This is a genomic window from Nocardia suismassiliense, from assembly GCF_900269665.1.
In the GTDB taxonomy this organism is placed as follows: Bacteria; Actinomycetota; Actinomycetes; order Mycobacteriales; family Mycobacteriaceae; genus Nocardia; species Nocardia suismassiliense.
This window is the reverse complement of sequence record NZ_LT985361.1, coordinates 552,524-566,201: the sequence shown is the minus strand read 5'-3', so window position 1 is coordinate 566,201 and position 13,678 is coordinate 552,524. Positions and strand designations below refer to the sequence as shown.

11 protein-coding genes are annotated in these 13,678 nt (G+C 66.6%); all 11 read right to left on the bottom strand.

Annotated features, from left to right (window positions below; genetic code table 11):
* Positions 1-166: 166 nt before the first annotated feature.
* The 11 genes from DBO33_RS02540 to DBO33_RS02490 all read right to left on the bottom strand — a co-directional run bounded on the left by DBO33_RS02540 (position 167) and on the right by DBO33_RS02490 (position 13,577).
* The gene (locus tag DBO33_RS02540) at positions 167-1,177 is read right to left on the bottom strand and encodes an alpha/beta hydrolase (RefSeq protein WP_107659899.1); all 1,011 of its coding nucleotides are present in this window, start codon (positions 1,175-1,177) and stop codon (positions 167-169) included.
* A gap of 337 nt (positions 1,178-1,514) precedes the next feature.
* Positions 1,515-2,576 carry an alpha/beta hydrolase gene (locus tag DBO33_RS02535; RefSeq protein WP_107653609.1) on the bottom strand — a complete coding sequence of 354 codons (1,062 nt, stop codon included), beginning with the start codon at positions 2,574-2,576 and terminating at the stop codon, positions 1,515-1,517.
* A 301-nt stretch (positions 2,577-2,877) separates the two neighbouring features.
* A complete protein-coding gene (locus tag DBO33_RS02530; RefSeq protein ID WP_107653608.1) occupies positions 2,878-3,939 on the bottom strand; it encodes an alpha/beta hydrolase in 1,062 nt (353 codons plus the stop codon).
* Positions 3,940-4,197: 258 nt separating this feature from the next.
* Positions 4,198-6,162, bottom strand: coding sequence for a flagellar motor control protein ZomB (zomB, locus tag DBO33_RS02525; RefSeq protein ID WP_107653607.1), 1,965 nt, complete (start codon positions 6,160-6,162; stop codon positions 4,198-4,200).
* Between the two features lie 4 nt (positions 6,163-6,166).
* Positions 6,167-7,093, bottom strand: a complete 927-nt coding sequence (locus tag DBO33_RS02520; protein ID WP_107653606.1) for a decaprenyl-phosphate phosphoribosyltransferase — start codon at positions 7,091-7,093, stop codon at positions 6,167-6,169.
* A 78-nt stretch (positions 7,094-7,171) separates the two neighbouring features.
* Positions 7,172-7,717 (bottom strand): phosphatase PAP2 family protein, encoded by a 546-nt coding sequence (locus DBO33_RS02515; RefSeq protein ID WP_107659898.1) that lies wholly within the window; start codon positions 7,715-7,717, stop codon positions 7,172-7,174.
* A 71-nt stretch (positions 7,718-7,788) separates the two neighbouring features.
* Positions 7,789-9,729 carry a glycosyltransferase gene (locus tag DBO33_RS02510; protein ID WP_107653605.1) on the bottom strand — a complete coding sequence of 647 codons (1,941 nt, stop codon included), beginning with the start codon at positions 9,727-9,729 and terminating at the stop codon, positions 7,789-7,791.
* On the bottom strand, positions 9,726-10,955 hold the full coding sequence (glf, locus tag DBO33_RS02505; RefSeq protein ID WP_107653604.1) for a UDP-galactopyranose mutase: 1,230 nt from the start codon (positions 10,953-10,955) through the stop codon (positions 9,726-9,728). The genes DBO33_RS02510 and glf overlap by 4 nt, the downstream gene beginning before the upstream one ends.
* A gap of 149 nt (positions 10,956-11,104) precedes the next feature.
* Positions 11,105-11,683 carry a hypothetical protein gene (locus DBO33_RS02500; RefSeq protein ID WP_107653603.1) on the bottom strand — a complete coding sequence of 193 codons (579 nt, stop codon included), beginning with the start codon at positions 11,681-11,683 and terminating at the stop codon, positions 11,105-11,107.
* A gap of 68 nt (positions 11,684-11,751) precedes the next feature.
* Positions 11,752-12,528, bottom strand: coding sequence for a MerR family transcriptional regulator (locus tag DBO33_RS02495; protein WP_107653602.1), 777 nt, complete (start codon positions 12,526-12,528; stop codon positions 11,752-11,754).
* A gap of 62 nt (positions 12,529-12,590) precedes the next feature.
* Entirely contained in the window at positions 12,591-13,577 is a 987-nt protein-coding gene (locus DBO33_RS02490; RefSeq protein ID WP_107653601.1) for an EamA family transporter, read from the bottom strand.
* Between the last annotated feature and the right edge of the window lie 101 nt (positions 13,578-13,678).

The window sequence follows — 13,678 nt, the reverse complement described above, 5'->3', positions numbered from 1 at the left end:
CGCCCGTACGCAATCTGTGATGGTGCGGTGACCCTATCGCGTTCGGCCGGTGATTGTCGTGCCGGAGCACCAAATTTTCACCTGATGGCCGGAAGTGTCAGCGCAAGCGCGGGCGCCGAACCCGGCGTGGACAGCGGAGAGTGCCTGGCAATGCGGCGAATTGAGTTCACCCCAAATTCGCGCTGAGATCTGGCAGCATCTGGAACACCTGGTCCTGCCAGTAGTTCCAGCTGTGCACGCCCACCGGGGTGTACACGAACACGGCATTGCTCGGACCGAGACTGTTCATCCGCGCTTCGAACGCACGGGTGTTGGCCAGCGCGATCGTCTCCAGCGCCATCGCGTTGCCGAGGTGGTAGACGTCGATCGGGGCATTGATCACATCGCGTGGTCCGTTCGCGCCGTTGCCGGTGGCGATCCACAGGCGAGTTCCGTTGTCGCGCAACAGTGGCGCGAACATGAACGGATCGTTGCGCAACCAGCGCGGATCCCATGGCGGACCCCACATGGCGTCGATGTTGTAGCCGCCCGCATCGAGCATGGCCAGCCGCAGGCCCTCCTTCATGGCCGGCGCGGAGATGTTCAGATAGCCCGAATATGAACCGGCATAACGGAACTGGTCGGCATGGTATGCGGCCAGCGCGAGTGCGGCGCTGCCGCCCATGGACAGGCCGAAGACGCCGTTGCCGCGCGGGCTGAACCCGAGACGGTCGCGCAGTGCCCAGCGCAGATTGTCGGTGAGAAAGGTCTCCCACGCATAAGCCTGCTGTTGGCCGTTGGTATTACTCGGCGCAATCCAATCCGAATAGAAGCTGGACTGGCCGCCGACCGGCATCACCACATTGATGTTCCACTGCGGCAGCACCCGGGAGATGTCGGTGTCGATCTCCCAGCCGCTCAGGTCGTTGCGAGCGCGCAGGCCGTCCAGCGCGTAGACCACACGGTCGGTGTTGCCGTCCGCGGCGCGGAAGATCCTGGACTTGATCGGGCCCATGCTGGAGTCGACCCAGAAGTCGAAGCCGCCAGGATCGAATGCGGCCTGCGCGGGGGCGCCGAGGCCGCCGCCGAACGGCAGGGTAATGGCGACGGCGAGACCGGCGACCGAGCGCCGGAACCAGCGACGACCGATCGCTCCACGCCCGCTGGCAACCGCTCCGCGTACTCCATCAGACCGCATCGACTTCACCTTTCGCCCGTGCGGTCGACGTTGACCGCAACCGTGGTGCATGGAGATCGACACTCGGCGTCGGTGGCTTCCCCTGGCGAAGTCCTCGGGCCTATAGCTCTTCTATAGGCAGTTATTCGGGTTTTCCCATTCGGAAAACGCACGGCGATGCCGGATCGTGACGGAAACCAGTGATTTGCCGTTATCAGCGGGCAGCTTGTGTCTCCGGCCGATGACAAGATCGCAATCCGGCCGCCAGCGATCAACCAGCCAATAAGCGCGGCCCGGCAGAAAGCAGCAGACCGCCCGGCGCTGGATAGCGCCGGGCGGTCTGGTTACGACGAATTCGTCAGCCGATATTGGCGGACATGTCCGGAATCATCCGGTAGGCCTCGTCGGTCCAGTTGTTCCACGCGTGAATACCGAAGGCAGGATAGGAGTAGACGGTGTTGCCGCCGCCCAGCGTCGCCATCCGCACCTGGAACGCACGGGTATTCGCCAAGGCGAGTGCCTCCAGCCCCATGCCGTTCAGGGTGTTGAAGCTCGGTCCGTCGGTCGCCGTCGGCAAACCGCTCGCCGCGGCGATCCACAGGCGGGTGCCGTTGCGCACCAGGTTGGGCGCGAAGACGAACGGATCCATCCGCAGCCACTGCGGGCCCCACGGCGGCGCCATCGAGTCGACGTTGTCCCCGCCGGCGTCCAGCATGGCGATCCGGATCGCCTCACGCATGCCCGGCGCCGAGATGTTCAGGTAGCCGGAGTACGAACCGGCGAAGCTGAACTGGTCCGGGTGGTACGCGGCCAGGGTGAGCGCGGCGCTGCCGCCCATGGACAGGCCGAACACACCGTTGCGGGTGTCGCTGAAGCCGAGCCGGTCGCGCAGCGCGTTGCGCAGGTCGCGGGTCAGGAAGGTCTCCCACTGGTACCGGTAGCTCTTGCCCGGCCCCGCGGCCAGGATGTTGAGCGCGCCGGAGCCGGAGGACGAGCCGGAGCCCGCCGGGATGCCGAGCAGTTCGCTCGGCGCGTTCCAGTCGGCGTAGAAGCTGGACATGCCGCCGACGGGCATGACGACGTTGATGTTCCAGTCCGCCAGCACCTGGGGGACGTTGGTCTCGATTTCCCAGCCGTTGAGGTGCTCCGGCGCCCGCATGCCGTCGAGCACGTAGGCGACGCGGTTGGTATTGCCGTCCCTGGCGCGCAGCACGCGCGACTTGATCGGGCCCATGCCGGAGTCGACCCAGAAGTCGAACGCGGCGGGGTCGAAGCCCGCCGATGCGGTGGCTCCGCTGCCTGCTGCCGCGATACCGAAGGGCAGCAGAAGTGCCACGGCGATCCCCAGAGCGGATCGTTTGACCCACGAACCAGTGGCTCCCGAGGTACCGGGTCTACCTTTCCAGCGGGCAATTCGCATCAAACTCGACCTTTCGTTCGGGCGGCCGGGGGGCAAACAGCTGGCGATCTAAACCGGCCCCCTCTTCGGACACCGAGTGCCGCTGTCCACCGAAACGGGACGAATCGACCTCTGTGCATGTTCTTCGTGTATCAATCGGCAGCGGAAGCTTATATGTTGCTGGAAAGTGACTCATGCCACAACTCACCGTCCACTACCTCTCCACATTCGTTACCGAACAGCACTTGGACGACCGGCACACGAAAAGACCGCCCGGTGCACTCGGCACCGGGCGGTCCGGTCGAACAGACTTGCCCGAAAATCACCCGATATTGGCGGACATGTCCGGGATCATTCGGTAGACCTCATCGGCCCAGTAGGTCCAGTTGTGCACACCGACGGACGGGAAGTCGTAGGTGGCGTTGCCGGCGCCCAGCGTCATCATGCGAACCTGGAACGCACGGGTATTGGCCAGGGCCAGCGCCTCGAGCCCCATCGCGTTGACGGTGTTGAAGCTCAGCCCGTCGGCAGCGCTCGGCAGGCCGCTGCCCGCCGAGATCCACAGCCGGGTGTTGTTGGCCTTGAGCCGCGGTGCGAAGACGAACGGATCCATGCGCAGCCACTGCGGGCCCCACGGCGGCGCCATCGCGTCGATATTGAAGCCGCCCGCGTCCAGCATGGCCACCCGCAGCGCCTCGCGCATACCCGGGGCCGAGATGTTCAGGTAGCCGGAATACGAACCGGCGTAACGGAACTGGTCCGGGTGGTAGGCGGCCAGGGTGAGCGCGGCGCTGCCGCCCATGGACAGGCCGAACACGGCGTTGTTATTAGGGTTGAAGCCGAGACGGTCACGCAGCGCGTAGCGCAGGTGCTTGGTGAGGAAGGTCTCCCACTTGTAGGTGTTCGACTTGCCCATGCCCGCCGAACCCGACAGCAGACCGGAGCCGGAGTTGGCCGACCCGGTGGACGAGGATCCGGCGCTGCCGAGGCCGAAGAAATCGCTCGGTCCGTTCCAGTCGGCGTAGAAGCTCGACGGTCCGCCCACCGGCATCACGACGTTCATGTTCCATTTGGTCAGCTCGCGCACGACCTCGGTGTCGACTTCCCAGCCGCTCAGATCCGGCCGGGCGCGCATGCCGTCCAGCGCGTAGACCACGCGACTGGTATTGCCGTCGGCGGCACGGAAGACCCGATTCTTGATCGGGCCCATCTCCGAGTCGACCCAGAAATCGAAGCCGTCCGGGTTGAACGCCGCAGACGCCGGGCCGGCCGGGCCTGCCACCGACACCCCGAGCGGTAGCAGAATCGCCATCGACAGCAGCGCCGAACGCTTCAGCCACGATCCGGCTCTTCGAGTATTCAGACGCCCGAACACGCCTCGCATCAGTTTCGACCTCTCGTTCGTGCAACAGCATCGGCCGTTGTCTAACGATGACCCGCCGATGCCAACACCTAGTTGACGCCATGACGGGCGTACTTTCGCAGCCTAGCGTGTCATCGTGACTCTGGCGTTATCGAACCGAGACAGAGGGGTGTACACCAGATTTGTGGACTCGACCAATGCGACGCGCCGGACCCTGTGAAAGCACCAACCCACCGGGACCCGGAGAATCGGGGCTCGGTGGGTTGGCCGGAGACGTTGCTAGCGCGGCGGCTGCGGGGCCTTGGGGAACGGATCGACCAGGCCGCAGCGTTCGATCTCGTACTTGGGCACCCGGTCGATCCGGTACTTGGCGAAGGTCAGCGCATTGCGCAGGTTGTGCCGGAAACGCTCGAAGGTGAGCGGGTCGCGGTAGGAGACCAGCAGCGCTTCGGTGGTCGGGCACGCCATCGCGGTGCGGGCCTGGGTCACCCACTTCTCGTCCATGTACCAGGGCATCCACGGCTTCTTGTCCACCATGCCGGTGTCCACCACCACCCAGTCCGGGTACAGGGCCTTGTCGTGCCCGATCCGGCCGTCGGTGAGCCGCTCGGTGTGCGCGGCGAGCGGATAGGCCAGGCCCATCTGGTCGATGACGCGCACGTCCAGCGGGACGTTCATGCTGGTCATGCCGAGGTTGAGGAAGTAGACCGTGTGCCCGGCGCCGCCCGGCGGGATGGGCTGCGGCGGCGGGGCCATGTACCAGAACATGAACGACGGCGAGTTCAGCAGCAGGCCACCGTTCGGCGTCGCCGCGATGGTGTCGACCATCGGCCGGATGCGCGGGTAGTCCAGGTAGTCCTCGGCCAGGATCGGATGATCGTGGCCGGTGTTGAGGACGTAGTAGACCCGCTCGTCGACGATGCCGGACGCGGAGATCTTGGTGCCGGTCTTGATCGCGGTCGTATTGGCGGCGAACAGCGCCCAGCCCGCGGTGCCGAGCAGCGCGAACAACACCACGGCGAACGACCAGTCGGCGGCGGTGGCCGACCGTAATCCGCCCGCGGGCAACCGGATCGGCACCACGGCGACCGGCAGCAGCAGCAAGAACAACTGCGCCAACAGCATTCGGCCGTGCATGAAGTCGCCGCCGACGCGCAGCGCGTAGATGGTGAGCAGGAAACCGCTCACCAGCACCAGGGTGACGACCGCGCCCGGCGAGCGCAGCCACACCCGGATCCGGTGCGCGTTCCACCGGGACTGCTCCTCCGGTGCGGCATGCCGTCCGGTCGGCGCCGCGGGCGCCGGCGCCTTGCCGCGCGCCGCGACCACACCCGCGACGAGCAGCACCAGCAACGGCACCCACAGGTAGTACGGACCGACCAGATCCCACAGGTAGGTGAAGCCCTGGCCCCACTTGGCGCCGCCCGCGTCCTTGGCCACCGCGGTGTTCGGGTAGGGCAGGCCGTAGTAGCCCATGCGCCAGATCTGGTAGCCCATCGGCACCAGACCCGCGACGGCAACGATCAAGCCGCGCAAGACGATCGGGCGCATCGGCGCCTGCGGCATCGGCGCGATGACGATCATCAGCAGCGCGAGCCCGCCGACGAGCGTCATCTCCGGGCGGATCAGCGGGGCCAGCCCCGCGAGGAACACCAGCCCGAACAGGCCGGGCAGCCGCACCCGCTCCGCCTGACTCCAGCGGATCAGCTGCCACCACAGCAGGCCGAGCCAGCAGATCACCAGGCTGCTCTCCAGCCCGGAGGTGACGTAGTCCCGGGCCGGCGGAATGGCGATGTAGACGAGCATCCCGGCGGGCAGCAGCAGCGCCGACTTCGGGCCGCCCCACAGCCTGCTCGCGCCGAGCATGGCGAACACCACCGCGGCCAGCGACAACGTGAACGCGATGCCGAGCACCACGTACTCGAGTCGCGCCTGGGTCAGCCAGCTGAAGAACCAGACGATGTAGGTCCACGCGGTACTGGTGTTGGTCTCGACGCGCTCACCCGCGTTGAAGACGGGCCCGTTGCCTGCCAGCAGGTTGCGCACGGTGCGCAGCACGATCAGGCCGTCGTCGGCGATCCAGCGGCGCTGCCAGCCGCCGACGGCGAAAAGGACGACGGTGAACGCGATCCCACCGACGAACGTGGCGCGGGATAGGAGGGTGTACCGCGACGCCGAGCGGGCCGGCTGCACAGCCGGCCCCTCGTTCGCGTATTCCGTTTGCTCCACTCCCGCTACCAACATCTCGTCAGGTGAGATAGACAGCGACACCTACCGCTCCGATCCAGGCGATTGCGAGGAACTGGAGGACGCGATCCCCCAGTGCGATCTCTTCGGGTTCACCGGCCTCGCCGCCATCGACGTCGACCGCGTAACGCAGGATTGCGATGGTAAACGGAATCATAGAAATAGAGAACCAGTTGGTGTCTTTCAGACTGTCCTGCTGGAACGCCCACAGACCGTAGAACACCACGACGGCCGTGGCCGCGAGGGTCCAGATGAACCGCAGGTAAGTCGGCGTGTAGTACTCCAGCGACTTGCGGATCTTGGCGCCGGTGCCCAGCGCGATCTGCAACTCGGCGTAGCGCTTACCCGCCGCCATGAACAGCGAGCCGAACGCCATGATCAGCAGGAACCACTGCGACAGAATGATATCCGCGGCGGCGCCACCGGCCACGGCCCGCAGCAGGAAGCCCGAGGACACGATGCAGATGTCCAGCACCGCCTGGTGCTTGAGGCCGAGGCAGTAGGCCAGCTGGATGCCGATGTAAACCGCCATCACCACGGCCAGATGCCAGGAGGCGAGGAACGATCCGGCGATCGAGGCGGCCAGCAGCAGCACCGCGAGCACATACGCCAGCTTGATCGGGACGACGCCCGCGGCGATCGGCCGGTACCGCTTGGTCGGGTGCGCCCGGTCGGCGTCCACGTCGAGCGCGTCGTTGATCAGGTAGATGCCCGAGGCGGCCATGCAGAACACCACGAAGGCGATGGCGATCGGCTGGAGCACGTCGAGTTCGTTGGCCGTGCCCGCGGCCAGCGGGGCCGCCAGCACCAGGACGTTCTTGACCCACTGCCGCGGCCGGACAGCCTTGAACAGCCCACCGGCCAATGTCTTCGGCGGACCCTTGACGACCGCTTCGGCTAGGTCGGTTCCGGTTGGCTCTTCGCTCATGACTCCACCTCGCTGGCGCTCGGCTCCGTCATGTGCGAAGCACGCTGTTTCATGATTCGCTCGCTGCGCTCCCTCATATCAACTACCAAAGCTCTTTCTGTGGCGGTCATCGAGTCTCTTTTCGGCGGCAAGCACAACGGCGGCGGACGCGGCACCGAGCGCCGAACCAGCGAGCACATCGGAGGGATAGTGCACCCCGAGCACGACCCGGGAAAGCAGCATCGGTGGGACGAGCACCGCAGGCAAGGGTAGCCCGGTCAATCTGCCGAGCAACACCGCCGCCGCGGTGGTCGAGGTGGCGTGCGAGGACGGGAAGCTCAGCTTGCTCGGCGTCGACACGTTGACCTGCACCGAGGGATCGTTCGGGCGTGGCCGCCGGACGACCCGCTTGATGACGATCGAGGCGGCGTGCGCGCCGACCGCACCCACCGCGACGCCGGCCCACTGCCTGCGCCGCGGCTTGTCGACCAGCCAGCCCGCCGCGGCGATGCCGACCCAGCCGAGCGCGTGCTCACCGAAGTGCGACATGCCGCGGGCGACTTTGACCACCTCGGGCGTGCCGATCTTGGACTGCACCGCGTTGAGGATCCGCACCTCGGTCGCTGCCTGCTCGGTGGACGGCAATGCGGATACCGGGCCGCCGTGGCCGTTCGTGCTCTGCAGCGGCTTGTCTACAGCTGTGTTGTCCGCAAGGCTCACGACTCGTCCCCCTTCGTCTCAGCACCGATGCCGAAGGCATTTTCCCAGGCCGCGGTGCTGGTCAGCTGCGGGTGGGCGGCGCGGTAGCGCTGCTGCATCTCCGGGAAGCGCGCGGCCAGTTCCTTGCGCAGGCGCATGGCTTCCTTGAAGAGGCCGAGGGCTTGGCGCGGGTCGCGCTTGCGGTAGACCACGCCGCGGCCGTCGGCGGTGGTGACGGTAACGCCGTCGACCTGCGACAGCAAGAACCACCGGGCGTCCAGCGTGGGCACATTCAGCTGCGGGACCTCGTGGTGCTGGGTGTGCGCCGGGCGCAGGTTGTGCACGAGGCCCTTGGCCAGGCGGACCACCTTGGCGATCGGGTTGGCCGGTTCGCCGACCGCGCCGACCTCGACATGGCTGGCCAGCGGCAGTTCGGTGGACGAAGGCAGGATGACCGCGTCCGGGTACTGCTTGCGCAGCGCGTGCACCGCGCCGAGGGCACTCGGCAGCAGCTGGAACAGCCGCTCCGGGCCGGCCAGGAAGTCGCGGATGGCCAGGTTCTGGATGGCGACGGTCGAATACTCCAGGCAGAGCAGGTGTTTCAGGGTCGCCTTGACCGTGTTCACCACCATGCCGCGCCCGTTGCCCGGCATGTGCAGCGAAGCCACGACCAGCCGGTTGCGCAGGTGGAAGTAGGCCTGCCAGTCGATGGCGTCGTCCTTGTCGCTCCACGCCATGTGCCAGACCGCGGCGCCGGGCAGGGTGACCGTGGAGTAGCCGTGCACCCGGGCGCGCAGGCCGTACTCGACGTCGTCCCACTTCAGGAACAGCGGCAGCGGCTGGCCGATCTCCTCGGCGACCCGGCGCGGGATCACGCAGGTCCACCAGCCGTTGAAGTCGACGTCGATGCGCCGGTGCAGCAGCTTGGAGTTGTCGCGGTCCTTGAGCGGGTACTTGGCGAAGTCGTGGTCGTACTCCACGTTCGGCGCCGAGGTCCACATGAAGATGCCGCGGTCGACGACCTCACCCATGCTGTGCAGGTGTGAGCGCTCCTGCAGGTTGAGCATCTGCCCGCCGACCAGCATCGGCGACTTGGCGAACCGGGCGAAGGCCAGCGCGCGCAGGATCGAGTCGGGCTCGATCTCGATGTCGTCGTCCATGTAGACGATGTACTGGGCGTCGGTGGTCTTGAGCGCCTCGTACATCACCCGGCTGTAACCGCCGGAGCCGCCGAGGTTGGGCTGGTTGTGAATGGACAGCCGATCGCCGAGCGGCGCGGCGGCCTCGGTGAAACCGGGCTCGTCCACCACCTTGCGGTTGCCCTGGTCCGCCACGATCACCGCGGTGATCTTCGCCAGCACCAGCGGGTCCGAGCCAAGGGCGGCAAGGGTTTTCACCAGATCAGTGGGCCGGTTGAAGGTCGGCATGCCGACCGCGATGGTGCCCTCGTCGGGTGCGTCCACCGGTGCGTACCAGCCGCCGGACAGCAGCGTGACCGCCGTGTCGGTGGTGATGTCGAACCAGATCCAGCCGCCGTCCTCGAACGGGCCGAGGTCGGTCTCGAACTCGACGTGCACCGACTCGGTGCCCGGCGCGACCGCGAACTCCTTGCCCTGCACGTGGATTCGCGAACCGTCCGCCTTCGACCGGTAGACGTCCACCCGGCCGTGTCCCGCCAGTTCCAGGCGCAGCACCACCGAGTCGAGGATGCTCCAGCGGCGCCAGTAGCTCGCGGGCAGCGCGTTGAAGTAGGTGCAGAACGACACCTCGGACTCCGCGCCCACCGACAGCGAGGTGCGAGTGGCGGCGTGTGCGCGCTTGGCGTTGGTCTTGGATTCCTCGACGTAGAGGGTGCGCACATCGAGCGGCTCACCCGGCCGGGGCAGGATGATCCGCTGGAGCAGCGATTTCGCGCGAGTCTGGGTGGTCATGTCTTCCACAAGGGCTTGGGAGGTCATTCTGCACTTTCGTCAGCGAGCGGCGCACCGGTCTCCAAGTGCGGTCGCAGCACATTGTCGAACATGCTGAGCGCACTGCCGATGGCCATATGCATATCGAGGTACTGGTAGGTGCCGAGGCGGCCGCCGAAAAGAACCTTCTCCGTCGCGGTTTCCTTCTTGGCGAGCGCGCGGTACGCGGCCAGCTTGGCCCGGTCCTCCGGCGTGTTGATCGGGTAGTACGGCTCGTCCCCGGTCTGCGCGAAGCGCGAGAACTCGCGCATGATCACCGTCTTGTCCTTCGGGTAGTCGCGCTCCGGGTGGAAGTGGCGCGGCTCGATGATGCGGGTGAAGGGCACGTCCGCGTCGTTGTAGTTCATCACCGAGGTGCCCTGGTAGTCGCCGGTCTCGAGCACTTCGGTCTCGAAATCGATGGTGCGCCAGCCGAGTTCGCCCTCTTGGTAGTCGAAGTAGCGGTCCAGCGGGCCGGTGTAGACGACTGGGGCGTCCGGGTTAGCCGCGCGCAGCTCGTCACGCACCTCGAACCAGTCGGTGTTCACCCTGACCTCGATGAGCTCGGAGGCGGCCATGTTCTCCAGCCACTTCGTATAGCCCTCTTTGGGCAGGCCCTCGTAGGTGTCGTTGAAGTAGCGGTTGTCGAAGGTGTAGCGCACCGGCAGGCGGGTGATGTTGCCTGCGGGCAGTTCCTTCGGGTCGGTCTGCCACTGCTTGGCGGTGTAGTCACGCATGAACGCCTCGTACAGCGGGCGGCCGATCAGCGAGATCGCCTTTTCCTCGAAGTTCTGCGCGTCCTTGGCGTCGACCTCCGCGGCCTGCTCGGCGATGAGCTTGCGCGCCTCTTCCGGCGTGAAGTAGCGGCCGAAGAACTGGGAGATCAGGCCGAGGCCCATCGGGAACTGGTAGGCCTGCCCCTTGTGCATCGCGAAGACCCGGTGCTGGTACCCGGTGAACTCGGTGAACTTGGTGACGTAATCCCAGACGCGCTTGTTCGAGGTGTGGAACAGGTGCGCGCCGTACTTGTGGATCTCGATCCCGGTATCCGGATCCGGCTCCGAGTAGGCGTTGCCGCCCATGTGGTAGCGACGATCGATCACCAGCACGCGTTTGCCGAGCTCGGTAGCGGCGCGTTCGGCGACGGTCAGCCCGAAGAATCCGGAGCCGACGACGATCAGATCGAACTGTGAGGTGGAGTTGGCGGAGTTACCCGGGGACGATGCGACGGTCACGGGAGCCCAGAGTATCGGAAGTCCGCGCGGGGTCTGGGTGGAGTCGTGCGGTGCACAGAATGGCAGGTTGTCAGCGGCGGGTTTCGTGTCCGAGCCATGCGAATTTCGCCGGAAGTTTGCCGAGCGGTGGGGGTGAGGGAAAGGGGGTGCTATCGAATGGACGGTTCGCCCGGGTGAAGGACCGTCGTGCGTGCCGACAGCCGGTCAGGGGCGTAGGCGATCCAGCGAGTGGTGTAGCCCGAGGAGGCGGCGAGGAACACTGCGAAGGGCAGCACGGCGGCGGTCAGGGAGGCCAGCCATTCGCGGTGGAGCAAGGCGGTGACCGAGCCGACCAGACCATTGAAGAGTCCGTTCACGGCTTCGCGCGAATGGCTTTCTGCCGGAAGCCAATCGATGCCGTACTCCGGCTGGTAGTCGATCAGTGCGCAGGCCAGGGCGACAAGGGCGAGTGCGGTCAGCAGGCCCGAGGTGAGGACCAAGAGAAAGCGGCCGGTTTCGTCGCGGCGCAGCAGCAGGACGGCGCCGTAGCCGAGGGCGATGGCGGCGAGCAGGGCACCCAGGATCGAGAAGACGGCCAAGGATTGGTCGATGTGGGATTCGCCCCGCCAGGCGTTCAGCACGGTTACGGCGCCCCACAGATTGAGCAGGCCGGCGCACAGCGCCAGCACGACCGCGGTGGTCGCGACGGCGCCACTCGGCGCCGCGGGACGCTCACTGGCGTATGTCATCGATGCCCTTTCTCCGCCGACGGCCGGCACGCATCCAGTATGCGTACCGGCCGTCTGTTGGGCGCGATCTACAGGTGTGTCTCGGCATAGACCCGCATGGCATCACGGATGAGCTCCGCGGTGCCTGCGCCGTGTACGTCGTAGTTCGCGGTGAAACGCGGGTCTGCGACGTACATCTCACCGAGCCCGATGAAGGCCTCCTTGGCGACCGGGCGACCCTGCCAGCCGATGCCGACCCAGCGGAAATGGCGGGCCGTGATGGCCTGCACCTCCGCGCTGTCCGGGGCGAGCCCGGCGGCGCGGGCCCGGCCGAAATCGGCGGCGATGTCGGCCTGGGTCTGCTGGAACTGCTTCTGCTCGGCTTCGCTCATCGAGCGCCACCAGCGATCACCGCTCTCGTAGGCATCCTTGCCCCAGCGTTCGATGACCTCATCCTTGTACTGAGTGTGGTCGAAGCCGTCGAAAACCTCTGCGGCCATGAGTGGTTCACCTCTTTCCGTCTTGTGCAGCGTGGTGTGCACCGACTCGATCTGGCGCCGGATCCGTTCCTGTTCCTGCCGCAGCAGTTCCAGGTGTGTGCGCAGTGCGGTACCGGAGTCCTGTTCACCGGCGAGGACTTCGGCGATGACCGGAAGGCCGAGGCCGAGTTCCCGCAGCAGCAGGATGCGTTGCAACCGCACCAGGGAGCCCTGGTCGTAGTAGCGATATCCGTTGGTGCCGATCCGGCTCGGCGGCAACAGCCCGAGCTGGCCGTAGTGGCGCAGCGTGCGGCTGGTGGTACCGGCCGCCTTGGCCAGATCCTGGATGGACCATTCGGTGCGCACGACCTCGTTCTCCCTTCTCATCTCGTCGGTGTAACCAGCATGCAAGTTGACGTTACGTCAAGGTCAACCCTTTAATCCGCAGCTCAGCGCGCGGTCGCCAGCACCGGCCGGGCAGGCTGCGAAATGGCGCTCGGCATGGTCCGTTCGGTGGTGGCGACCGGCGCGGCAACGTTGACCGGCACCGCCTTCGGCCTGCCCGCCATCTGGCCGAGCACAGTGCCGCCCAGCGCGATGACCAGACCGGCCATCTGCAGCGGGCTCAGCGCCTGACCGAGTGCGATCCAGCCGATCACGGCGGCGGACACCGGGCTCAGCAGGCCGAGGAAAGCTACCGAGGTTGCGGGGACCTTGGAGATGCCGCGCAGCCAGAGCCAGTAGGCCGCGGCGGTGCCGATGATGCCGATGTACAGGTAGCCACCGATGGCGCGGCTGTCGAGCGCAGGCGGTGCCCCCTCGATGAGTAAGGCGAGCGGCAGGATGAACAGTCCACCGGCGGTGAGCTGCCAGCCGGTCATCGCGAGCGGGCCGACGCCTTCGGGACGTCCCCAGCGCTGCGTGAGCACGGTGCCCGCCGCCATGGACGCGGCACCGGCCAGTCCGGCGATGACCCCGACGGTATCGAGTTGTGCGTTGGCGCGCAGCACCACGAGTGCGACGCCGAAGACACCGATCAGACCGGCGATCACCTTGCGTCCGTTGGGCTTTTCGGCGAGCACGACGGTGGCCAGGCCGAGCGCGAACATCGGCGCGACCGCACCGAGCACCCCGGCGACGCCGCCCGGCAGCCGGTACGCGGCGAGGAACAGCAGCGGGAAGAAGGCGCCGATATTGAGCAGGCCGAGCACGGCGGCGCGCCCGATCCAGTTGCCGCGCGGCAGCACCCTGGTGATGGCGAGGAGCGCGAGTCCGGCGGGCAGTGCGCGCATCAGCGCCGTGAACAGCGGGCGGTCCGGCGGCAGGAATTCGGTGGTGATGGCGTAGGTGGAACCCCACACGATGGGGGTGAGGGCGGTGACCGCCAGGGTGCCCGCGTACGAGTTCCCGGCGCGCGGGGTGGTGCTTGTGGTCATGTCGTTCGCTCCTCATTGATATTCTCAACGTTGAAATATTTACCCCGTTGGGTACCTCAACGTCAAGTAGATCAATGTTAAGATTCTTCGAGTAGAGAGGA

What these genes read in the sequence shown, in the direction of transcription:
- DBO33_RS02520 (WP_107653606.1), bottom strand. Translation starts at nt 7,093, where the DNA reads ATGAGCGAAGAGCCAACCGGAACCGACCTAGCCGAAGCGGTCGTCAAG.
- DBO33_RS02535 (WP_107653609.1), bottom strand. Translation starts at nt 2,576, where the DNA reads ATGCGAATTGCCCGCTGGAAAGGTAGACCCGGTACCTCGGGAGCCACT.
- DBO33_RS02530 (WP_107653608.1), bottom strand. Translation starts at nt 3,939, where the DNA reads ATGCGAGGCGTGTTCGGGCGTCTGAATACTCGAAGAGCCGGATCGTGG.
- DBO33_RS02540 (WP_107659899.1), bottom strand. Translation starts at nt 1,177, where the DNA reads ATGCGGTCTGATGGAGTACGCGGAGCGGTTGCCAGCGGGCGTGGAGCG.
- DBO33_RS02500 (WP_107653603.1), bottom strand. Translation starts at nt 11,683, where the DNA reads ATGACATACGCCAGTGAGCGTCCCGCGGCGCCGAGTGGCGCCGTCGCG.
- DBO33_RS02510 (WP_107653605.1), bottom strand. Translation starts at nt 9,729, where the DNA reads ATGACCTCCCAAGCCCTTGTGGAAGACATGACCACCCAGACTCGCGCG.
- DBO33_RS02495 (WP_107653602.1), bottom strand. Translation starts at nt 12,528, where the DNA reads ATGAGAAGGGAGAACGAGGTCGTGCGCACCGAATGGTCCATCCAGGAT.
- zomB (WP_107653607.1), bottom strand. Translation starts at nt 6,162, where the DNA reads ATGTTGGTAGCGGGAGTGGAGCAAACGGAATACGCGAACGAGGGGCCG.
- DBO33_RS02490 (WP_107653601.1), bottom strand. Translation starts at nt 13,577, where the DNA reads ATGACCACAAGCACCACCCCGCGCGCCGGGAACTCGTACGCGGGCACC.